Origin of the sequence: Bacillus sp. FSL K6-2865, from assembly GCF_040311405.1 — a bacterium.
Lineage (GTDB): Bacteria > Bacillota > Bacilli > Bacillales > Bacillaceae > Bacillus > Bacillus velezensis.
Map to the genome: position 1 here is coordinate 1345674 of NZ_CP152036.1, position 21668 is coordinate 1367341.

At 44.4% G+C, this 21668-nt stretch carries 23 protein-coding genes, 1 pseudogene and 1 riboswitch; of the genes and pseudogenes, 18 read left to right on the top strand and 6 right to left on the bottom strand.

The genetic code is table 11. The features are described 5' to 3' along the window. Window positions 1–25: 25 nt before the first annotated feature. The 3 genes from motB to clpE all read right to left on the bottom strand — a co-directional run bounded on the left by motB (window position 26) and on the right by clpE (window position 3864). Entirely contained in the window at window positions 26–811 is a 786-nt protein-coding gene (gene motB / locus NYE42_RS06890; RefSeq protein ID WP_003154685.1) for a flagellar motor protein MotB, read from the bottom strand. Then, window positions 783–1598 carry a flagellar motor stator protein MotA gene (gene motA, locus NYE42_RS06895; protein ID WP_007408461.1) on the bottom strand — a complete coding sequence of 272 codons (816 nt, stop codon included), beginning with the start codon at window positions 1596–1598 and terminating at the stop codon, window positions 783–785. Before motA ends, motB begins: the two co-directional genes overlap by 29 nt. Before the next feature lie 169 nt (window positions 1599–1767). Further along, the gene (gene clpE / locus NYE42_RS06900) at window positions 1768–3864 is read right to left on the bottom strand and encodes an ATP-dependent protease ATP-binding subunit ClpE (RefSeq protein WP_241458170.1); all 2097 of its coding nucleotides are present in this window, start codon (window positions 3862–3864) and stop codon (window positions 1768–1770) included. A 401-nt stretch (window positions 3865–4265) separates the two neighbouring features. Here clpE and NYE42_RS06905 point away from each other — a divergent pair, with 401 nt between their 5' ends. The 6 genes from NYE42_RS06905 (at window position 4266) to queF (ending at window position 9108) form a co-directional block, all read left to right on the top strand. Further along, window positions 4266–5303 (top strand): hypothetical protein, encoded by a 1038-nt coding sequence (locus NYE42_RS06905; RefSeq protein WP_352426847.1) that lies wholly within the window; start codon window positions 4266–4268, stop codon window positions 5301–5303. Between the two features lie 97 nt (window positions 5304–5400). Further along, window positions 5401–6522, top strand: a complete 1122-nt coding sequence (locus NYE42_RS06910; protein ID WP_042635147.1) for a hypothetical protein — start codon at window positions 5401–5403, stop codon at window positions 6520–6522. 108 nt (window positions 6523–6630) lie between these two features. Beyond that, window positions 6631–6675, top strand: a riboswitch (PreQ1 riboswitch). Window positions 6676–6771: 96 nt separating this feature from the next. Further along, window positions 6772–7431: a 7-cyano-7-deazaguanine synthase QueC gene (gene queC / locus NYE42_RS06915; protein WP_003154679.1), complete on the top strand. Its 660-nt coding sequence runs from the start codon at window positions 6772–6774 to the stop codon at window positions 7429–7431. After that, on the top strand, window positions 7432–7872 hold the full coding sequence (gene queD / locus NYE42_RS06920) for a 6-carboxytetrahydropterin synthase QueD (RefSeq protein WP_007611020.1): 441 nt from the start codon (window positions 7432–7434) through the stop codon (window positions 7870–7872). Further along, window positions 7865–8596, top strand: coding sequence for a 7-carboxy-7-deazaguanine synthase QueE (gene queE / locus NYE42_RS06925; RefSeq protein ID WP_015239741.1), 732 nt, complete (start codon window positions 7865–7867; stop codon window positions 8594–8596). The genes queD and queE overlap by 8 nt, the downstream gene beginning before the upstream one ends. A gap of 17 nt (window positions 8597–8613) precedes the next feature. Further along, window positions 8614–9108: a preQ(1) synthase gene (gene queF, locus NYE42_RS06930; protein WP_003154673.1), complete on the top strand. Its 495-nt coding sequence runs from the start codon at window positions 8614–8616 to the stop codon at window positions 9106–9108. 301 nt (window positions 9109–9409) lie between these two features. On the opposite strand, the gene NYE42_RS06935 is transcribed toward queF, so the two are convergent. Continuing rightward, window positions 9410–9664 carry a hypothetical protein gene (locus NYE42_RS06935; protein WP_352426848.1) on the bottom strand — a complete coding sequence of 85 codons (255 nt, stop codon included), beginning with the start codon at window positions 9662–9664 and terminating at the stop codon, window positions 9410–9412. After that, on the bottom strand, window positions 9661–10017 hold the full coding sequence (locus tag NYE42_RS06940) for a winged helix-turn-helix transcriptional regulator (RefSeq protein ID WP_352426849.1): 357 nt from the start codon (window positions 10015–10017) through the stop codon (window positions 9661–9663). Before NYE42_RS06940 ends, NYE42_RS06935 begins: the two co-directional genes overlap by 4 nt. A 168-nt stretch (window positions 10018–10185) precedes the next feature. On the opposite strand from NYE42_RS06940, the gene NYE42_RS06945 reads away from it, so the two are divergent. The 6 genes and pseudogenes from NYE42_RS06945 (at window position 10186) to NYE42_RS06970 (ending at window position 14762) form a co-directional block, all read left to right on the top strand. Beyond that, the gene (locus NYE42_RS06945; RefSeq protein WP_352426850.1) at window positions 10186–10932 is read left to right on the top strand and encodes a glucose 1-dehydrogenase; all 747 of its coding nucleotides are present in this window, start codon (window positions 10186–10188) and stop codon (window positions 10930–10932) included. Between the two features lie 138 nt (window positions 10933–11070). Beyond that, window positions 11071–11280 (top strand): annotated as a pseudogene (locus tag NYE42_RS06950) (NADPH-dependent 7-cyano-7-deazaguanine reductase QueF); the annotation flags it as partial. 316 nt (window positions 11281–11596) lie between these two features. Continuing rightward, window positions 11597–12796 carry a spore protein YkvP gene (gene ykvP / locus NYE42_RS06955; protein ID WP_032871328.1) on the top strand — a complete coding sequence of 400 codons (1200 nt, stop codon included), beginning with the start codon at window positions 11597–11599 and terminating at the stop codon, window positions 12794–12796. 15 nt (window positions 12797–12811) lie between these two features. Next, window positions 12812–13039, top strand: a complete 228-nt coding sequence (locus tag NYE42_RS06960; protein ID WP_039062980.1) for a LysM peptidoglycan-binding domain-containing protein — start codon at window positions 12812–12814, stop codon at window positions 13037–13039. Between the two features lie 96 nt (window positions 13040–13135). After that, complete coding sequence (locus NYE42_RS06965; RefSeq protein ID WP_352426851.1) at window positions 13136–14071, top strand: glycosyl hydrolase family 18 protein; 936 nt, start codon at window positions 13136–13138, stop codon at window positions 14069–14071. Window positions 14072–14486: 415 nt separating this feature from the next. After that, on the top strand, window positions 14487–14762 hold the full coding sequence (locus tag NYE42_RS06970; RefSeq protein ID WP_007409590.1) for a DUF3219 family protein: 276 nt from the start codon (window positions 14487–14489) through the stop codon (window positions 14760–14762). A gap of 72 nt (window positions 14763–14834) precedes the next feature. Here NYE42_RS06970 and NYE42_RS06975 read toward each other — a convergent pair whose 3' ends face one another. Beyond that, window positions 14835–15020, bottom strand: a complete 186-nt coding sequence (locus NYE42_RS06975; RefSeq protein ID WP_003154669.1) for a YkvS family protein — start codon at window positions 15018–15020, stop codon at window positions 14835–14837. A 163-nt stretch (window positions 15021–15183) separates the two neighbouring features. Between NYE42_RS06975 and NYE42_RS06980 the strand changes: the two genes are divergently transcribed. From NYE42_RS06980 to NYE42_RS07005, 6 genes are all read left to right on the top strand, one after another. Next, on the top strand, window positions 15184–15378 hold the full coding sequence (locus NYE42_RS06980) for a hypothetical protein (RefSeq protein WP_007409591.1): 195 nt from the start codon (window positions 15184–15186) through the stop codon (window positions 15376–15378). 275 nt (window positions 15379–15653) lie between these two features. Continuing rightward, entirely contained in the window at window positions 15654–16277 is a 624-nt protein-coding gene (locus NYE42_RS06985; RefSeq protein ID WP_007409592.1) for a cell wall hydrolase, read from the top strand. Window positions 16278–16392: 115 nt separating this feature from the next. Further along, window positions 16393–17733, top strand: a complete 1341-nt coding sequence (locus NYE42_RS06990; RefSeq protein ID WP_007409593.1) for a polysaccharide biosynthesis protein — start codon at window positions 16393–16395, stop codon at window positions 17731–17733. Between the two features lie 62 nt (window positions 17734–17795). Continuing rightward, window positions 17796–18290, top strand: a complete 495-nt coding sequence (gene stoA / locus NYE42_RS06995; RefSeq protein ID WP_352426852.1) for an endospore biogenesis thiol-disulfide oxidoreductase StoA — start codon at window positions 17796–17798, stop codon at window positions 18288–18290. A gap of 242 nt (window positions 18291–18532) precedes the next feature. Then, entirely contained in the window at window positions 18533–20446 is a 1914-nt protein-coding gene (locus NYE42_RS07000; RefSeq protein WP_007409595.1) for a heavy metal translocating P-type ATPase, read from the top strand. A gap of 113 nt (window positions 20447–20559) precedes the next feature. Then, window positions 20560–21654: a Xaa-Pro peptidase family protein gene (locus tag NYE42_RS07005; protein ID WP_039251629.1), complete on the top strand. Its 1095-nt coding sequence runs from the start codon at window positions 20560–20562 to the stop codon at window positions 21652–21654. The last annotated feature ends 14 nt before the right edge of the window (window positions 21655–21668 follow it).

A 21668-nucleotide genomic window follows, 5' to 3' on the forward strand; every position in this document is an offset into this window, starting at 1 on the left:
CATTTGAAAGGCTTCCTTTTTTATATTACTGATTTTGGTCAGTCGCGGCGTTTCTAGGCTGTATCAATACCTCGACGCGCCTGTTTTTGCTGCGCCCTTCGGCGGTTTTGTTCGACACGGCCGGTTTATACTCTCCGAAACCTTTGGCGCTGAATACTTTTGCGTCAAGTTTCGGGTTTTCCGTGAGAATAGCCATGAAGTTGACGGCCCGCATGACGCTTAAATGCCAGTTAGATTGATATTGTGAGTTTTTAATCGGTACATTGTCCGTATGTCCGCTGATAATAATGTTCCTTGGCGGATTCAGCACAAGGAGATTCGAGATTTCCTTGGCAAGCGGAATATCTTCCTGACGGATATCCGCCCGTCCGGAATCAAAAAAGATACTGTCTTTAATGGTAATTAAGAGTCCTTCTTTAGTCAGCTTTGTTTCCAGCTGAGTTTCAAGCTTTTTATTTTTTATAAATTGATTGACTTGCTTTTGCACGCCTTCAAGTTCTTCGCGGTCGGCTGCTTCTCTTTCTTTCTTTTTCTGTTCTTTATCTTTTTCCTTGTCTTTTTTTAACTGATCAACGCCGTCTTTTTCGTTTTCAGGAGGGGTGACGCTTGAATATTCAAGAACACCCGTGCCTCCGGTAAACACGGCGTTAAATGATTTAGACAGCATTTGGAATTTCGCCGCATCGACCGAGCTCATGGCGAACAATACAATGAACAGAGCCAAAAGAAGGGTGAGCAAATCCGCGTACGGGATCAGCCAAGACTCATCCACATGCTCGTCATCATGCTTCTTCTTCTTTTTTCTCGCCATTGTTTGCCTCTCCTTCTTGTTCAGCGACTTTTGCGCGTTCATTCGCAGGAAGATACATGAGAAGTTTTTGTTCGATCACTTTCGGGGCCTGTCCTTCAAGCACTGACAGAACGCCTTCGATCATGATTTCACGCAGTTTGACTTCCTGCTTTGATTTGCGTTTCAGTTTGTTGGCGAAGGGATGCCATAGTACATATCCTGTGAAAATCCCGAGAAGGGTGGCGACAAAAGCCGCACTGATGGCATGTCCGAGCGCCTCGGTATTGTTCATGTTGGAAAGAGCCGCGATAAGGCCGATGACCGCACCCAAAACGCCGAGTGTCGGCGCATATGTGCCGGCTTGTGTAAAGATGGCTGCGCCGGCCTGGTGTCTGTCTTCCATCGCTTCAACTTCCTCAGTCATAATATCTCTGATAAATTCTGCGCTTTGTCCGTCAACCGCCATACTCAGGCCGTTTTTCAAAAATGCGTCATCCACGTCTTCAATGCTTGCTTCCAATGCGAGCAGACCTTCACGTCTGGCGATTTGCGCCCATTGAGAGAACATAGGAATTAATTGCGCAATTGTCAGCTGTTTGTTTTCTTTAAACAGCACTTTAAAAAGGGCAGGCACTTTTTTGATTTCTTTTCCGGGGAATGCGATGATCACCGCAGAAATCGTACCGAACAAAATAATCAGAATAGCTGCCGGGTTAGCGAGTGCGCTTAAGCTGACCCCTTTCAGCACCATGCCCACGCTTAAAGCAATCAAGGCGAGGATGATACCGATAATCGATGTTTTATCCATAGTTTTCACCAAATCCTTTATACTAGCTTTCTATGGTTAATATCGGTGGCAGTGCATGGAACTTTAGGGTGATTGAGAAATTGTTCCCGAATTCTTCACAGTTTCTCCCTTCTGACATGGATAAAGAAACAAAAAAGCGGCTCCCCGCGAGGAGGGAACCGCTTTTTTCTTATTGTGCCCGGACTTTGATGCCGTCCTCTTCCATTACGACATGGAAGGCTTTTATATCGTTGTTATCCAATAAGAGATCTGTCATTTCGTCCTCGATCAATTCTTGGATGGTTCTTCTGAGCGGGCGTGCTCCGAAAGCTGGGTGGTAGCCGATTTCAGCGATTTTTTCTTTCGCTTCGTCCGTTACGCTCAGGCTGATGCCGCGCTCTTTTAATGTGTCTCCAAGCTCTGTGAGAAGCAGGCTGACGATTTTCACGAGATGTTCTTTTTTCAGGGATTGGAATTCAATGATGCTGTCAAACCGGTTTAAAAACTCCGGTTTGAAGAACGCGCTCAGTGAATCAATCAGCGTTTGTTCTTCCAGGACGCTCTCTTCAGATTGGAATCCGACTTTCACCTGTTTTTCGCCGGTTCCAGCGTTGCTTGTCATAATCAAAACGGTATCTTTGAAGCTGACCGTTCTGCCCTGGCTGTCTGTCAGACGGCCGTCCTCCATAATCTGCAGAAACATATGCTGGACATCAGGGTGGGCTTTTTCAATCTCATCGAGCAGCACGATGCTGTACGGATTGCGGCGCACTTTTTCCGTTAATTGACCGGCTTCATCGTGTCCGACATATCCCGGCGGTGAACCGATAATTTTTGATACGGCGTGTTTTTCCATGTATTCACTCATATCGAGACGGATAATGGAATCTTTTGTACCGAACAGTTCATCTGCGAGAGTCTTTGATAACTCGGTTTTTCCGACTCCGGTCGGTCCGACAAAGAGGAAGGAGCCGACAGGTCTGTTTTTGGATTTTAAGCCGGCGCGGCTTCGTCTGACCGCTTTCGCCACTTTTTTCACGGCTTTTTCCTGACCGATGACGCGCTGATGAAGATGCTCTTCAAGTTCCTTCATTTTAACTTGTTCATCAGCCTGGAGTTTTCCGACCGGAATGCCTGTTTTCTGTTCAATAATGGCTTGAATATGCTCCGCCCCGATTTCAGGTGAAGAGGCCGGTGTTTCATGCGCCAGCTGCTTTTCCAACGCCGCTTCTTCATCACGCAGTTTCGCGGCAAGCTCATAATTTTCTTCATGAAGCGCTTTTGTTTTCTCCGCGTCAATTGCTTTGAGTCTCTCAGCCGCATCTTCTTCATTTACGGTATCAAGCTCCAGGTTCGCCTTAGAGCCGGCTTCATCTAATAAGTCGATCGCTTTATCCGGCAGGTGGCGGTCCTGAATGTAACGGGATGAAAGCGTAACACAGGCGTTTATCGCTTCATTGCTGAATGTGACGCCGTGGTATTTCTCATATTTATCTTTAATGCCTTCCAGAATGCTGATGGCTTGTTCTATTGTAGGCTCGTGAACCATGACAGGCTGGAAGCGTCTTTCAAGCGCCGCATCTTTTTCAATCTGGCGGTACTCTTTCAGTGTTGTCGCCCCGATGACCTGCAGCTCGCCTCTGGCAAGCGCCGGTTTCAGGATGTTCCCGGCATCCATTGATCCCTCGGCAGAGCCGGCGCCTACAAGAAGGTGAATCTCGTCAATGAACAAGATGACGTTTTTCCGTTCTTTTAATTCGTTCATTAATTGTTTCATTCTTTCTTCAAACTGGCCTCTGATCCCTGTATTGGCGACGAGAGAAGCGACGTCAAGCAGGTAAAGCTCTTTGTTTTTCAATTTGTTCGGCACATCGCCTTCAGCGATTTTAAGCGCGAGGCCTTCTGCAATAGCCGTTTTACCGACGCCCGGCTCACCGATCAGCACCGGATTGTTTTTATTCCGGCGGTTCAAAATTTCAATTACGCGCGCCACTTCATGATCGCGGCCGATCACAGGGTCAATCAGACCTGCTTTTGCGCCGTTTGTGACGTTTTGAGCGAGCTCGTCGAGCAGGCCTTTTTCAGAGCCGGCCTGCTGTTTATTTTGATTGGGAGCGAAACCTTGCTCAAACGGGAATCCGAATGATTGTGGCCCCATGCTCATAGACGGTTTTCGGGTTAATTCTGTATAACATGTTTCACATAAAACGAATTGTTTTTGAATGGAATTGACTTGCATGTTCAGGCGAATCGTCGCCTCGTTTTTCTGACAATGTTGACAACGCATTTGCCAAAACCTCCTCGAAAAATGTTTGATCATCTTTGACCAAATGGATTAGAAAATAAGGTCTTAACTTTGACCTTCTTTGATTAATAGTATACTCTGACCTTCTTTGACTTTCAAGTGTTTTGTTTCAAACCCTGAAAAATAAATGTTTACAGCATGATAAGTGATATTTGTGAGGTTTGATTATTTTTGATCAATATAGTCAGAAAGGAAATGAAATGTTTTGACCTTTCTTGATGAAGAGTATACGCCGGCCCTTTTTTTCTTTCAATATTTTTGCTTAGAGGAGAGAGCTGAATCTGTTTTCTCCGGGGAAGGACGATTTGTTCGTCTTTTCGGGCGACTTGTCTCATAAGCATATATAAAGGCCTGGACAAATCTGCGCTTAGCCGGAGGGTGAAATGGGACAAACAAAAGGTTCTGCAAGTCAGCTTGCATTTGTATACGTAGGCACGGTTGTAGGAGCCGGTTTTGCCACGGGACGGGAAATCGTTGAGTTTTTTCTGAAGTTTGGCTGGATCGGTCTGTTCGGTATCGTGGTAAGCGGTCTGATGTTTACATATTTAGGCGCCAAAATCATGATCATTTCCAAACGGATTCATGCAGCATCTTATCAGGAATTGAACATATATTTATTCGGCCAGTCCATCGGCCGCGCCGTGAACATGTTTATGATGTTTATATTGCTGGGAGTGACCTCTGTCATGCTGTCCGGAGCGGGAGCGCTGTTTCATGAACAGCTTGGCTGGTCCGCACAAGCGGGGATCCTTCTGACGATCGTACTGAGCTTTGCCGTCATGACAAGCGGCGTTAAAGGTGTGTTCGGCGTCAATATATTGGTTGTGCCGCTTTTAATTTCCTTCTCTTTTATCGTGACAGCAGATTCATTTGTATTTACAAGCACGAGAAACGCGGACGAATGGGTATGGCCTGACAAGTGGAATTGGCTTTTGTCCGCCGTCTCTTACGGCGCGTTAAATTTATCGCTCGCCCAAGCCGTGCTTGTGCCGCTTGCGAATGAAATGTCTTCAGAGAAGGTGATCAGAAGGGGGGCTTATTTTGGCGGCGTTCTGTTGACACTGGTGCTTGCCGCGAGCTTTTTATCATTATCGGTGCTGCCGGATGTGCTGGAGTTTGACATTCCGATGGCTCAAGTCGTCTATTCGTATTCGCGTTCGCTTCATATCATTTATTTGTTTATTATTTTCGGGGAAGTGTTTACGTCGGTCATCGGTAATTTATACGGATTGGAAAAACAATTAAACAGTTTTCTTCATATAAAAAGTACATATATTTACGGCGGCATTTTGGCGTTTGCTTTCATTATCAGCCAAATCGGCTACGGACAGCTGATTTCCACCGTTTATCCGGTGTTTGGGTATGTGAGCCTCGCTTTCATCGGCGCATTGATTTGCAAAAAAATCCCGAAAGAAGAATAAGGATATAAGGAAAATGTCTGTATTTTTTGGGAATTCCCCTTCTTTTTTCCTGACATTTCTGTATAATGAATTGGGAAATGATGGGGAGGAGTAAGAGATGAAAGCTCGACGTGTATTATTGGGATTTATTTTTATTTGTATCGGCATTGCGTTTTTTTTACAGAGGGCGGGAGTTATTCATATATCCGCAGGTTCGGCGTGGCCGTTTCTTTTCATTATAATGTCCGCAGGGTTTCACGCCGGATTTATTTTTGCGAAAAAAACGCCTGACCAGGCGGGACTGCTCGTTCCGGGCGGTATGTTTTTTGTGCTGGGCTGCCTGTTTTGTTTTGAAACGGCAACGGGATGGACGTATTCAGGCGTGACGTGGCCTGTTTATATATGGGCGCCTGCTCTCGGTCTGTTTGAGCTGTGGTATTTCGGCGGGAGGAAGTTAGGTGTATTGATTCCTGCTTTCATCCTGACAGCCGTGGGAGCACTATGCTTTGCCGGTATGCTGATGACGGGGCTGTGGCCGCTTTTGATCATCGCAGCCGCGCTTTTGTTTCACGCCGCTGCCTTTATGCAGCCGAAAAAAAGATCGGGCCTTCTTATTCCGGGCGGCATTTTGCTTGTGACGGGTTGCTTGTTATGGTTTGAAACGCTGACGGATTGGACTTACGCAAATGTGACATCGCCTGTCTACCTCTTTGCCGTTGCGTTCGGTCTGTTTGAAGCCTGGCTGTTCGGCAGAAAGCAGAGAGGGCTTTTGACTGCTGCGGCGGTTCTGTGCGCCGCGGGCATTTTCGGCATATTCACCAATGCAAATGAAGTCATCAGCGAACGCGGCTGGCCCGCTCTCATTCTTTTGCTGGGCGCCGCTTTTCACATTCCGATTTTCGGCCCGAAACCTGTCAAAAACGCGGGACTTCTCGTACCGGGCGGCATCTTATTGATTACGGGGATCTTGTTTGTCTTTGAAACGGCAACCAATTGGTCCTACTCCGGTGTGACATGGCCTGTTTACCTGCTTGCAACGGCATTCGGTTTATTTGAGCTGTGGCTGTTCGGCGGGAAACAGAAGGCGCTGCTCATCCCGGTTGCGGTGCTGACCTTGACAGCACTTTGCTTTATGATGACGAATCAGCCGATCATTCCGGTTTCTGTTTTCTGGCCTGCTTTATTTGTTCTGATCGGGATTGCGCTGATGGTATTTCCGGGGAAAAAACGCGGGGCTTAAACCCGATTTTGCAGCCTGACACAGGGTTCAGGCTGTTTTTTTATTGTCACGGGAAACAACATTATGGTATGATAGCAAAAGGGAAAAAAGAAGAAAATCCGTATTGATGCGGGAGAGGTTCTAGCTACACCCTCTATAAAAAACTAAGGACGAGCTGTATCCTTGGATACGGTTTTTTTATGTTTTTTAGGGCGCCTTCTCCGAAAAAGGCGCTTTTTTTATGGAATGATAGATAAGGGAGAGAAAGACATGAAAAAAGAAAAAGCAGTTGTGGTGTTCAGCGGAGGCCAAGACAGCACGACTTGTTTATTATGGGCTTTGCAAAACTTTGAAGAAGTGGAAACCGTTACATTCCATTATAATCAGCGTCACCAAGAAGAAATCGATGTGGCAAAATCGATTGCCGAAAAGCTCGGTGTCAAAAATCACTTGCTTGATATGTCTCTTTTAAATCAGCTTGCGCCGAATGCGCTGACAAGAGATGATATCGAAATTGAAGCGAAGGACGGGGAACTGCCGACAACCTTCGTACCGGGACGCAACCTTGTATTTTTATCCTTTGCATCGATTCTTGCATATCAAATCGGCGCGCGCCACATTATCACCGGTGTTTGCGAGACTGATTTCAGCGGCTACCCGGACTGCCGTGACGAGTTTGTCAAATCCTGCAATGTCACCGTCAACTTGGCGATGGAAAAGCCGTTCGTCATTCATACGCCGCTTATGTGGCTGAACAAAGCGGAAACGTGGAAACTTGCGGATGAGCTCGGCGCGCTTGATTTTGTAAAGAATAACACACTGACTTGCTATAACGGCATCATTGCGGACGGATGCGGCGAATGCCCGGCATGCCTGCTCCGCAATAAAGGATATGATGAATATATGAAAATGAAAGGAGAGCGGAACTAATTGCTTTCTCAAATATACCCGCAGGTTCAGCATCCTTATTCGTTTGAGTTGAATAAGGACATGCACATCTCAGCCGCGCACTTTATTCCCCGCGAAAGCGCCGGAGCGTGCAGCAGAGTCCACGGGCACACGTATACAGTAAATATTACAGTTGCGGGGGATGAACTGGACGATTCAGGCTTTCTCGTGAATTTCAGCGTGCTGAAGAAATTGGTGCACGGCGCTTATGACCATACATTGCTGAATGACCATGACGAATTTTCTGAAGATGACAGATATTCACTGCCGACGACCGAGGTCGTGGCCAAAACGATTTACGATAAGGTGCAGTCCTACCTCGAAACACTGGAGAATCAGCCGGTCTGCGTGCAGATTTTTGTCAGGGAAACCCCGACAAGCTATTGCGTATACCGCCCGAAAAAAGGTGATAGGAATGGCTAAAGGAATTCCGGTATTAGAAATTTTCGGACCGACGATACAAGGGGAGGGCATGGTTATCGGCCAGAAAACCATGTTCGTCCGCACGGCGGGCTGCGACTACTCCTGCAGCTGGTGCGACTCCGCTTTTACATGGGACGGCTCTGCCAAAAAAGATATCCGCTGGATGACGGCGGAAGACATTTACCGCGAGCTGAGAGAAATCGGCGGAGACGCCTTTTCCCATGTCACCATCTCAGGAGGAAACCCGGCGCTGTTAAAGCAGCTTGACGCGCTGATTCTGCTGCTGAAAGAGAACGGGGTGCGCGCCGCTTTAGAAACGCAGGGAACGGTCTATCAGGATTGGTTCACAATGATTAACGACCTGACAATTTCACCGAAGCCGCCAAGTTCGGGGATGACAACCGATTTTGCAAAGCTCGATCACATTGTGTCTTCGCTTGATGCGGCAGAAAGGCTTAACGCGGTCAGCTTAAAGGTCGTCATTTTTAATGATGAAGATCTGCAATTCGCGAAAACCGTGCACAAGCGGTATCCGAATATCCCGTTTTATCTTCAGGTCGGAAACGATAACGTCCATACGACGGACGACCGGGCATTGATCGCACATCTGCTCGGAAAATACGAAACACTCGTTGATAAGGTTTCAGCCGATTCGGATCTGAATCTCGTCAGAGTCCTGCCTCAGCTGCATACATTGCTTTGGGGCAATAAACGGGGAGTTTAATAGAAAGGGAGATTTATATGACAAGAAAAGAATCAGAATTAGAAGGAGTTACGCTCCTGGGGAATCAAGGGACAAACTATTTATTTGAATATGCGCCGGAGGTTTTGGAATCATTTCCGAATAAACACGTGAACCGTGATTATTTCGTTAAATTCAACTGCCCGGAATTTACGTCGCTTTGCCCCAAAACGGGACAGCCGGATTTTGCAACCATCTACATCAGCTATATTCCGGACGAAAAAATGGTGGAAAGCAAATCGCTGAAGCTGTATCTTTTCAGCTTCCGTAACCACGGAGATTTCCACGAGGACTGCATGAACATCATCATGAATGATTTGATCGAATTAATGGACCCCCGCTACATTGAAGTATGGGGCAAATTCACGCCTAGAGGCGGAATCTCGATTGACCCGTATACAAACTACGGCAGACCGGGAACAAAATATGAAAAAATGGCCGAACATCGGATGATGAATCATGATATGTACCCGGAGACGATTGATAATCGGTAATTATTCCGTTGTGTGATACGGAGTGTGAAACGAAGTGGAGTCACAGTAAAATCCGAACATTCAGTGCTGATTTTCAGCGGAATTGTGACCGAGTCACAGCGAAGTGTGACCCGGTCACACTAAAAGTGGGAAAAGTCACACCTGAAAATGGCTCTACTCATGGGAATTGTATTAAAAAGTGTGACCTGAGGTGCAACCTGAACTGTGACTGTTATGCAGTGAAAAATTGATAGTACAGAAGCAGATTAAGGCGTACAATTTGTACGTCTCTTCTTTTTTATCCGAAAGAAAAAATGCCTATCTAGAGATCATAGGCATTAAATATTATTATCAATATCTTCATTGTTTGGCTAAGTTTCTGAACCTTCTCTTTAACATTTGAAACAGCTCTTTTTTGAATTTCATCAAAGTTTTCCTGAATATAGTCCGTGACACTTCTTATTAGAACTTCACTTTCAAAATTGAATATCTCATTTATTTCTGACTGTTCTTCATCTGTTAGGTGAGGGTATTGAAGTTGTTTAGCATTTACTTCAGCAGCTACATCAATCCTCACTTTAGTTGTTCTGGTTGTACAATTTCATATTCACCTTCTGCATACTCTTGCTCCGCATAATGGCTTCCCCATTGACAGAGCTCCTGCAAGATAGGTTTAAGAGATTCTCCAAGTTCAGTGGATGAATATTCAACCTTCGGCGGTACTTGATTATACATCTTTCTGCTCACAAGTCCACTGGCTTCAAGCTCTCTAAGTGTTTGAATCAGCATTTTCTGAGTTATATTTGGGATCATGCGCTTTAATTCACTCGTTCTCTTTGGTCCATTCATTAAAAAGTATAATACAAGGCCTTTCCATTTTCTGCCAATCACTTCCTTTGTCACTTCAAACCCACAGCTAAATTTTTTCATGTCTAAAGCTCTCCATTCCGCATTTATTACTTTTTAGTTACTATATCACAAAAAAGTGGGTACTTCCGATAATGTGCTTACTGAAGGATACTATATCTTGTAAGTTGTTCTTCAAGTACTTAAAGGTACTAGACATAAAATAAAATCAATTCTAAAGGAGTGTTAAGTATGGGTAAATTTGAAGGTAAAATAGCGCTTGTAACGGGTGGAACAAGTGGGATTGGTCTTGCTGCAGCACAAAAATTTGTAAACGAAGGTGCATATGTTTATATCACGGGACGCAGACAAAACGAACTTGATAAAGCTGTTAACCAAATTGGCAAGAACGTAACCGGTGTTCAAGGTGATATTTCTAAGCTTGAAGACTTAGACAAACTATATGACATGATAAAGCAGGAAAAAGGTAAGTTGGACATTCTTTTTGCTAATGCAGGCATCGGCAACTTCCTTCCATTAGGTGAAATTACTGAAGAGCAGGTTGATAGAACGTTCGACATTAACGTTAAAGGAACCATCTTTACTGTTCAAAAAGCGTTATCACTATTCCCGGACAAAGTAGGTTCTATTATTGTAACGGGCTCTACTGCTGGATCAATTGGCAACCCAGCGTTTAGTGTATATGGAGCATCTAAAGCAGCATTAAGAGCACTGGTTCGCAACTGGATTCTTGACCTAAAAGGTACTGAAATCCGTGTAAATGTGGTGAGTCCAGGAGCTATTCTTACACCTGCATACGATGAGCTTTTTGGTGATGCACTTGAAGGAGCAATGGAAAATGCCAGAAATACTGTTCCAACTGGAAAAGTTGGGACACCTGAAGAAGTAGCAAACGCTGTATCTTTCCTTGCTTCAGATGAAAGCAGTTACTTGACGGGTGTTGAATTGTTCGTAGATGGCGGGCTAGCACAGGTATAATTTCACTGCGCAGAGATTACAAATAGTCCCCAAAAAAGGTTAAAATCAATCGTTTGGTAAGGTGTGAAATTGGTGTGACTTCATGATTAATGTCTAGAGCAAGTACTTATGGGACAAGACTTTGACCTGCCTTTTTTCTTCCACGAGGACTGCATGAACATCATCATGAATGACTTGATCGAATTAATGGACCCCGCTACATTGAAGTATGGGGCATTCACGCCTAGAGGCGGAATCTCCATTGACCCGTACACAAACTACGGCAGACCGGGAACAAAATATGAAAAAATGGCCGAGTACCGCATGATGAATCATGATTTGTATCCGGAGACGATTGATAATCGTTAATCACTATAAAAGCGTGCCTATTATGACTTTTATGCAAATAAATTGCTATTGCAGAGGTAATGTAAGACGTACAAATGTGTACGTCTTTTTCTTTTAAGCACAAAAACAATTTATTAACGAAAGTATTTTGGCAGAAAGGCTAACAAAATCAAAGGAAAATATGTTGTAGATTGCTTTCTTTTTTTGTGGGGCATCCATATCCAATCACGTTATCTTGCACTTGAACATTTTTTATAGACTGGTACCGCGACAAATTATTTCTCTTCTACATACCAATAAAGTAGACATTAAAAAGTGAAAGAGAGGGCGAAAATGTGTGAAAATTCTTTTCCTCGAGAGTCATCCCATGTGGCTCTATGGTTTACCAAATGGGTTTAGGGAAGCAGGACATACCGTAATGATTTCCGGTCCTGTAAGTCGGGAAAATATCACTGAAATGATAGACGAATTTAAACCAGATCTAATAGTATCTATGGGATGGACACCAGAGCATTCAAGGGAAAAGCAGGCCTGGATTCGCAACGCTACTAAAAAGGTGAATATCCCTCTCGTTTATTGGGCGACTGAAGACCCGCTGCACACTCAAAACTTTACTATCCCGTTAATTAAAAAGGTGAAACCAGATTTTGTTTTCACGGTTACGCCTTCTCTGTGTAAAACTTATGAAAGCATGGGGATTAAAGCAGCTCACTTAGACTTTGCATTTCACGAAAGTATACATCACCAGATTAAACCATTAGCAAAATACAGTTGTGATATAGCAGTGGTGGCTAATGCTTACCCTAATTTTCTTGAAGAACATCCGGAAGTGTTCCGTTCGTCCTCTTTAAAAACGCTTATTCGTCCTCTTATACGGAAGGGTATTCGCATTGATTTTTGGGGGAGAAACTGGGAAAAAATGAGTAAATATATAGGAAGAGAAATTCCCCGCAATTGGATCCATGGATACCTTGATTATACTGAAGCATATAAAGTCTACAGTTCAGCAAAAGTCGTTATCGGTTTGCAAAACTGTGAAAGCCAACTTACGCAACGCACCTATGAGATTCTTGGTTCCGGGGGGGTTTTATTGACATCGGATACACCAGCAGTTCGAGGTAAATTCAAACCTGGCCGCGATCTCATCGTTTCTTCCTCCCCAAAAGAAACATTGGAAAAGGTTAAATACTATTTGAATCATGATAGCGAGAGAAAAAAGATTCAGATAAACGGTAAAAAGGCTGTAAAGAATGATTCCTATCTGCATAGAGCCGAGAGAATGCTTGAGGTGCTAAAAAGCAGAGGAATTATAAGAAACTTAGGGGAAACCATTCATTATGTAGATGTTCTCAAAGAAAAATACGTGATCCATCATGTTACTCCCGGTGAAACATTATCAATAATTGCCAGGAAGTATAATGTTTCCCTGCAGCAACTCATGGAGCTTAATCATTTCAAATCAGATCAAATATATGCTGGACAAATCATTAAGATTAGAGAGAAACTGTTTAGAAATATTGATAACAAATTTTTCTAAAGGAGAGTAATATGAATGAAGGGGAAAATACCTAAAATAAGAAATCAAGCGAATAAAGTAAAAAGAACGCCTCGTTATATGGAATTTCCCGTGACATACGAAGTATATCATGTGGAATCCGGCGATACATTATGGACGATTTCTAAATCCTTCAATATCCCGGTACAACAACTTATGAATCTTAATAAGCTTTCTTCAGATAGAATTTATCCTGGACAAATTATAAAGATAAGAGAAAGATAATCTTTGAGGTTTCGGAAACGAATCAAATTGAAATGACAATCCTCATTTTTTTATTTGTGGGGAACTTGATATTTTTGGGGATGAAGGGGTTATGAGATGTTTCAAATGAGCTATTTCTATTCTGGATTAGGATGGGATTTTATTCAACACGTTGATCAAACGAACGGAGTATTAAATGTTGTGTCTCCTGATTTTTTCTATATCAGAAAAGATGGATCATTACTTCTCCGTTCAGCTAATCCCGATGTGATTAAAGCTCTTCATAGAAGAAAATTAAAAGTAGTTCCTTTTCTAAGCAATCATTGGGATCAGGATTTGGGACGATTTTCATTAATGAACCGAGTTCTTTTAGCTAAACAAATTTCTCATGCAATAGAAGAACTGGATTTGGACGGAGTTAATATCGATATAGAAAACCTTACAGAAAAAGATCGGAATTTATTTACAGATTTTGTTAGATTGGTAAGAGAAAGTATTCCTAGACATAAAGAAGTATCAGTTGCAGTGGCGGCAAATCCTTTTGGCTGGACAAAGGGCTGGCACGGATCATATGATTACGAGTATTTAGCTAAATATGCAGATTACCTTATGATTATGGCCTACGATGAAAGCCACCTTGCTGGACCTACTGCAAGTGTAGGATGGGTGGAAAAGTCCATTCAATATGCTCTGACCCAAAAAATCTCTCCTAAAAAACTAGTTTTAGGATTGCCATTCTATGGCCGCTGTTGGATGAAAGGCCAATCTGCCTCTCAAGCCATTCCCCTTTACCTTATTGACTCACTAGTAAAAAGGCATAACGGGACAATTATTTTTGACACAAAGAGTCAATCTCCAAAAGCTATTTTTACTGTCAATCACGATAACAAGGGGCTGTTGCCTTCGGGAACATATACATTATGGTTTGAAAATGAACAGTCACTCAGAGCAAAAATAAAACTCGCTCAAAAATATAATCTGAAAGGTCTTGGCAGCTGGAGTCTTGGACAAGAGGATGCGTCAGTCTGGAATACAGTGTTTAAAAATATATAATGATTTATAGTTCAAAGCAAAATTCGAAGATAATTGCAATGAATCTCTATCCTGAATGGATGCTGGTTTATCTAAAAAACATGATGAGAATTGATTGACCACTCTCATTAAAGGATGGGGAAATTCAAGGCGCCAAGGTACGTGGAGAACCATGACTTGTTGATAATCGACCATATAGTTTCTCCTCAGAAATGAGGGGGTTTTACATAAAAAAGACGAGCGAATCCGGGGGGAATTCCACTCGCCGCTTTCTAATGAAAAGACGGGATGCTGGATGGCAGCTCGTCTGTTTCATTATAAAATAGGGAACATATGTTTGTAAAGGCCTGCGCTGTTTTTTCTCATTCGGAGCGGATCAATTGTAAAGGAATGGTCAGCATGATAGCATGTCCTGTAAAAAGAAGGAGTGTTCGTTATGGAGCCGTTAGAGTTAAACGGTGTAAGACTGAAAATGTATGATTGTAAAGAAAGTGCGGGTGAAAACGGCCGCATGATTTCATTTATATTGAAGGTGACCTCTGAAACGTATCATGATATTGCCGTCCTTTTGTATGAAAAAACATTTGACATCAAGGCGCCCGAGCGCGGGCTTGAATTCCGCGGTAAAATAACCAACTACTATACATCCGTCACTAATCTTTACAATAAAGATGAGACAGGTGATTTTTTTGTAGAAATGACCGAGATCTGAATTCATTTGAAAAAGCTGCCGGGCGGCAGCTTTTGTGCGGGATATGTAAATGGTTCGGATTGTTCGGGGGGTTTAATAGGAGTCTCTGATGATTTTATAATTCTTATGGTTGACGACAGTGAGGGAATCTAATTCAAGGTCACGATAATTATCCATGATGGTTACATCAACGATGACGGAGTTTTCATTTACTTTTTCAACAATACCGGTTAATCCGTTTTTAAATTCAATGACGTTTCCAACCTTAGCAATTTTCACGAGCTTCCTCTCCTTTATCATAAATCCTGTTTGAAAATATTTTGCAGTATTTTCTTTAAGAAGTAAAGCGATATGGGTATCAGCCCGCTCAATCATTGTCCCGGCGGGGGAAAGATGGTATATTGATTTTCGGGAAAAAGCCGAGAAAAGGAGGCTGTGTTCGTTGCTGCCTGAGGAAATTTCAGAATGTATCAACCAAATGCGCACCGGTGAAATCAAAGAATTCAGGGTGCAGAAAGAACATTTTCTTGCATTTCGAGCAGTTTTATCGAAGCAGGAAGATTTTAAGCATTTCCGCGGTATTGCACAGCAGGGCGGAGATGTTGTATTTCAGTATTTAGAACAGCCAAGAAGCTGACGGCTCCTCGCACTTGAGGAGTCTTTTTTTTGTTTTTTGGTTTCTTATTTCATCTTGCTGTAACAGATGTAAACAAAATGTAAAATCCCTCTGATGGATACTTTTACTGCTATTTGGTTAATGTTGTGAAAATGACGGCTGTTTTCCTGCCAATAACAAGGCTGTTAACGAACTTCTTCCATCATAAAAGCTGATTGGGAGCACTGGAAAATCTTTAACCGTGAATTTGCGCACAGCTCTTGTTAAGGTAGTGAAGTATTTAAGGAGGAAATCGTATGACGACAAAATTTGCTGCCTTGGCTGTCTTTTTTCTATGTTTTATGCCTGCATCAAAAATTGAACATACAGAAGCTCTGTTTACTTTTGCGAAGAAGCCAAAGCAAGAACCCAGCACACTGGTTGCTGATTTAAATAAAAAAAGCTCGGTTCCGAAGCTTTCAAAAACGGATCATAAGCATTCTATCCAACCGATAAAGCTGTCATCTCACCAAGAGAAGAAGGCAAAACCGGAAGAGACGGCTTATCAGCCGCCGAAAAAAACGTATTCCCGCGCTGACAGACAACTTCTGTCACGTCTCGTTCACGCAGAAGCGAAAGGTGAATCTTATAAAGGGAAGGTTGCGGTAGCCAGCGTAGTGCTGAACCGTACTGAAAAAAACGGCTTCCCGGATACCATTCGGGGTGTGATCTATCAAAGGAATGCATTTGAACCGGTAGCAAACGGAAGCATTAATCAAAAGCCGGATAAGGATTCCATCGCCGCCGCAAATGAGGCGCTTGACCATCCGGGCAGAGAAACGAACGCGTTGTTTTTCTACAATCCAAAAACGGCATCTGACCACTGGATCCGTTCCCGAAAAATTATCGAACGGATCGGCAGACACGTATTTGCGATGTAAGCATAGCGGGATCAAAAATATCCCGGCTATGCTTTTTTCAATTTTGAGAAATCGAAAATATTTTCAGAACTTGTCTCATATGATGATGGAAGAACGAGAGACAAGGAGAGACACCATGAATCGATTTGTGAAAGGGATCATTCTTTTATCCATCGCCGCCTTTTTCGCGGAATGTCTGGAATTTGTCGTGAATATGATACTGGCGCGGGAGCTTGGCGAGCATGGGATGGGACTTTACATGAGCATTCTGCCCACCATTTTTTTGATTATCGTCATCGCCAGTCTGGAGCTTCCGATCTCTATTTCAAAATTCATCGCGGAATCCAATCAGAAGCTGCATGAAAGCATGCTCCGTCATGCCTTCAGAATGACCGCCGTTTTTACCGCGTTTTCAACCGCGGCCGCCAGCATCGCGCTGCCGTTCATTCCTGTATTCGATACGTATCACCCGTTTATTAAAGGGATTGTCATCGGGCTGATTCCAGTCGTCGCTTTTACATCCATCGCCAGAGGTTATTTTATGGGTGTGCAGCAAATGGGAAAAATCGCGGTTGCGAATGTCATGAAAAAAATCATTCAAGTGCTTTGTCTGTTTATCTTTTTTCAATGGTACTCTTTTGAAATTGATATGGCCGTGCTCATTTCATTATTTGTGCTGGTCGCAAGCGATGTCGTGGTGTTCGTTTACTTGTATACGCAGTTTATTTTGGCGAGGAGGGCGCTTTCCGGCCATCAGCACATTCATCTTCGCGGGAAAGACGTGCGGAAACGCCTCCTGGCCGTATCGATCCCGACAACGGGACTTCGTATATTTCATGCGGTGACGAACGCCATTGAACCCTTTTTAGTGAAAGGAGCGCTGCTGGCGTCCGGGGCAGCCGGGACAGCCGCGATTGATCAATACGGCATGCTTGCCGGTGTTGCGATGACAATCGGTTCGTTTCCCGCATTTATCGCCCATTCGCTGATGGTCGTCATGATTCCCAGCATTTCAGAAGCGTATGCGCTGTCCCAATATGATATTGTGCTGAAACGGCTGAGACAAGCGATTTTTATTACATTCGGCTACGGCATTCCGGCAGTCTGGGTCATGTTTCAGTTCGCGGGCCCGCTGACCCATTTGTTTTTTCAGTCTCCGGAAGCGCAGTATTATTTGCAGCTTTTGTGGCCGTTTTTTCTTTTTCATCTGTTTGTGATGCCGCTTCAGGCCTGTCTGATCGGTATCGGCCACGTGAAAACGGCGTTTTATCATAACGTATGGAGCAGCATTGTAGGGCTTTCGATGATGTATGTGCTCGGTTCTATGCCGGAATTGCAAATGCTCGGCATTATACTCGGCATGAATACCGGCATGATTCTTCTGACAAGTTTACATTACGCGACGATCTGCAAAGACCTCGGTGTCTCCGTGTTTTTAACGGGCGGCGGAAGAACAGCGCCCCGGATCGAAAGCTGAAAAGGCTGATACATTTCAATAAGGAAGGGCAAGCTATCCGAAACGCGTGAAAGGAAGATCATATGCATAAAAACCGCCTAATTGTATGTGCAGTCCTTTTGATAGCTGCCGCCGTCTGGATGCCTGAAGCAAAAGCCTCATCAGAAAAACAGGCAGTTCCCGCCGTGTTTCTGATGAAGACGATTGAAGGAGACGAGATATCGATTCCGAATAAAGGGGAGAAAACGATTTTGCATTTTTGGACATCGTGGTGTCCGCCGTGCAAAAAAGAACTGCCTCAGTTCCAAACGTATTATGAACAGCATCAGTCCGATGATGTAAGCCTTGTAACGGTAAATTTGATGAATGCCGAGCGAAACAAAAATACCGTTCAAAACTTTGTCAGTCAGCACCATCTCACTTTCCCGATTGTTCTTGACACGAAAGGCGAGCTTATGAAGGAATACGATGTCATGACGATTCCCACGTCATTTCTGCTGAATGAAAAAGGAGAAATCGAAAAAAAGATCGTCGGTCCGATGACCGCCTCACAATTAAAAGAATGGTCAGAGAAATAAAAAGGTGCTGGAGGAATTCCTCCAGCACCTTTTTTGCATATAATGAACAGCTGAAGAAACGCTAATGATAATTATTATCAAAAAGAAATTAAAACAATTATAATTGAAATCTTCCGCCGGCATGCTATAATAAAGGAAACACTGCGATAACACTGTGAAAATGCTGCCTGTCAGGCGGCTGTTTTGCTTTTATCGGGGAATTGAAGATGATTTGCGTTCTCAATTAGAGAGGAGAATTCATAATGAACGAACAAGTGATGACACAAACCCATTCACAACAGCACATACAAGAAGAGCGGGCCGGAAAAAAGTGGCTCCAGCATGCAGAACTCATTGCGGCGCTCGTATCCGGCGTCCTTATTCTTGCGGCCTGGTTTTTTACCGAAACAAAAGGCCTGTCCGTCACTTTGTATATCCTTGCCTTCCTGATCGGGGGATTTGCAAAAGCGAAAGAGGGAATTGAGGATACCATTGAGACGAAGGCGTTAAATGTGGAACTGCTGATGATTTTTGCGGCTGTCGGCTCCGCCCTGATCGGTTATTGGGCTGAAGGCGCTGTTCTTATCTTTATTTTTTCGTTAAGCGGCGCGCTCGAAACATATACGATGAATAAAAGCAGCCGTGATTTAACATCTTTAATGAAACTGGAACCGGAGGAAGCGACACTGCTTGCGGACGGACGGGAAAAGCGGGTGCCGGCTGCTGAACTTAAGATCGGTGACATGATCGTCATTAAGCCGGGCGAACGCGTAGCAGCAGACGGGATCATTGAGTCTGGCGTGACGAGCCTCGATGAATCGGCGCTTACGGGTGAAGCGATGCCGGCGGAAAAAACAGCCGGAGATTCTGTGTTTACAGGAACGGTAAACGGAAACGGCTCCTTAACGGTCCGTGTGACGAAAACAAATGAACAGTCTTTATTCAGAAAAATCATCCGGCTGGTGGAATCAGCCCAAAACAGCGTGTCACCGGCTCAGGCATTTATTGAGCGGTTCGAAAGTGTCTATGTCAAAGGCGTGCTGTTAGCCGTGGCTTTGCTTTTATTCATTCCTCATTTCGCTTTAGGCTGGAGCTGGAGTGAAACCTTTTACCGGGCGATGGTGTTTATGGTGGTCGCCTCCCCGTGCGCGCTTGTCGCTTCTATTATGCCCGCTGCGCTTTCCCTTATCTCAAATGGGGCCCGCAACGGATTATTGGTTAAAGGAAGTGTGTTTTTAGAGCAGCTGGGAAGCGTACGGATGATCGCATTTGACAAAACCGGCACGGTCACTAAGGGACAGCCGGCAGTCGCGGCATTTCAAGCTGCGGAACATGTGAGTGAAGATGAGATCATGCAGGCGGTGTATGCGATGGAAAAGCAATCAAGCCACCCGCTTGCAAAAGCGATAGCTGAATTTGCCGAAAGCCGGGGCGCCGCGCCCGCAGGACATCTATCGATTGACGAGACGTCCGGATTCGGTGTTCAGGCTGAAATAGAAGGCGTCAAATGGATGGTCGGAAAAGCGGGGTTTGCAGGTGAAGATGCGGCAGATGCTTTTTTGCAAACATCGGGAAAAGAATTAAAGGATAAAGGTTTTACACTGGTCTTTGTTAAAAAAGATGACCGGATTGCGGGCTGCTTTGCCTTAAAGGATCAAATCCGACCTGAAGCCAAAGCCGTGATGGCTGAGCTTGAATCACTGGGTATTAAAACAGCCATGCTCACCGGCGATCAGTCTGAAACTGCGGCTGCCATTGCAAAAGAGGCGGGCATGACGACGGTTGTTGCCGATTGTCTGCCGGACCAAAAGGCAAAAGAAGTGAAGAAGCTGAAAGAAACGTACGGCACAATCGCCATGGTGGGGGACGGCATTAATGACGCGCCCGCTCTGAAAACCGCTGACGTCGGTATTGCGATGGGCGGGGGGACGGACGTGGCCCTTGAAACGGCTGACTTAGTCCTTATGAAAAATGATCTTCACAAGCTTGTGAAAATGTGCAGACTCTCAAGGAAAATGAACCGGATTATTAAGCAGAATATTGTTTTCTCGCTCTCGGTCATCTGCCTTTTGATCTGCGCTAACTTTCTGCAGGTGATGGAACTGCCGTTTGGCGTGATCGGGCATGAGGGGAGCACGATTCTGGTCATTCTGAACGGACTGAGATTATTAAAATAAACATGACAGCCGCACATCGGGCGGCTGTTTTTTAAATGTTCGTTCACAGCATAAACGCCAGAAAACTGATAGAATGAATAAAGAGTCACTTTGGTAAGGAGGAAAAGCAAAAAATGAACAGATTAGAACGTGTTTCATCTTGGCTGAAAAAAGAAGGACATGATGCGGCGTTTATACATACAAAGGAAAACGTATTTTATTTAACTGATTTTTACACGGATCCGCATGAGCGGTTAATGGGATTGTTCCTGTTTCAGGAACAGGAGCCGTTTTTCGTTTGTCCGGGAATGGAAGCCGGACAAGCCCGCAACGCCGGGTGGGAGCATGATATTATCGGCTACGGCGATCACGAAGATCCGTGGGAGCTGATCAAAGCCGAGCTCACAAAACGAAATGTGCGGCTTGATTCCATCGCGGTTGAAAAGGATTCGATCTCTCTTTCCCGCTCAGAACAGCTCAAACAAGCTTCAGGGGGCGCGGCATTTGTTTCGGCAGAAGAAACGCTCAACCAATTCCGTCTCGTGAAAGATGAGAAGGAAATCAGCATTCTCAGGGAAGCGGCAAAGCTCGCGGATTACGGAGTTGAAGTCGGTGTTGCGGCGCTCAAAGAGGGTGTGAGTGAAACCGAAGTACTCGCGCAGATTGAGTTTGAGCTGAAGAAAAAAGGTGTGCAGGGCATGTCATTTTCAACGATGGTGCTGTTCGGGGAAAAATCAGGTCAGCCCCATGGGAATCCGGGTGCAGACCGGTTGAAAAAAGGCGATTTTGTTCTGTTTGATCTGGGCGTTATTCTTGACGGCTACTGTTCAGACATTACGAGAACATTCGCATACCAATCAATCAGCCCGAAACAGGAAGAGATTTACGAAACGGTGCTTAAAGCTGAACAGGCGGCGCTTCAATTAAGCAAACCAGGCGTCAGAATCGGCGATCTCGATTTAAAAGCCCGCGGCATTATTGAAAAAGCCGGATACGGAGACTATTTCCCGCACCGCCTCGGCCACGGACTCGGGATTTCGGTTCACGAATATCCATCAATGAGCAGCGCGAACGACACACTCCTCAAAGAAGGCATGGTATACACGATAGAACCGGGGATTTACGTGCCGGATGTCGGCGGCGTGCGCATTGAAGACGATGTGTTCGTCACAAAAGACGGCGCCGAAGCATTAACGCAGTATCCGAAAGAATTAACGATTCTGAAATAAAAAGCTTTGTGATA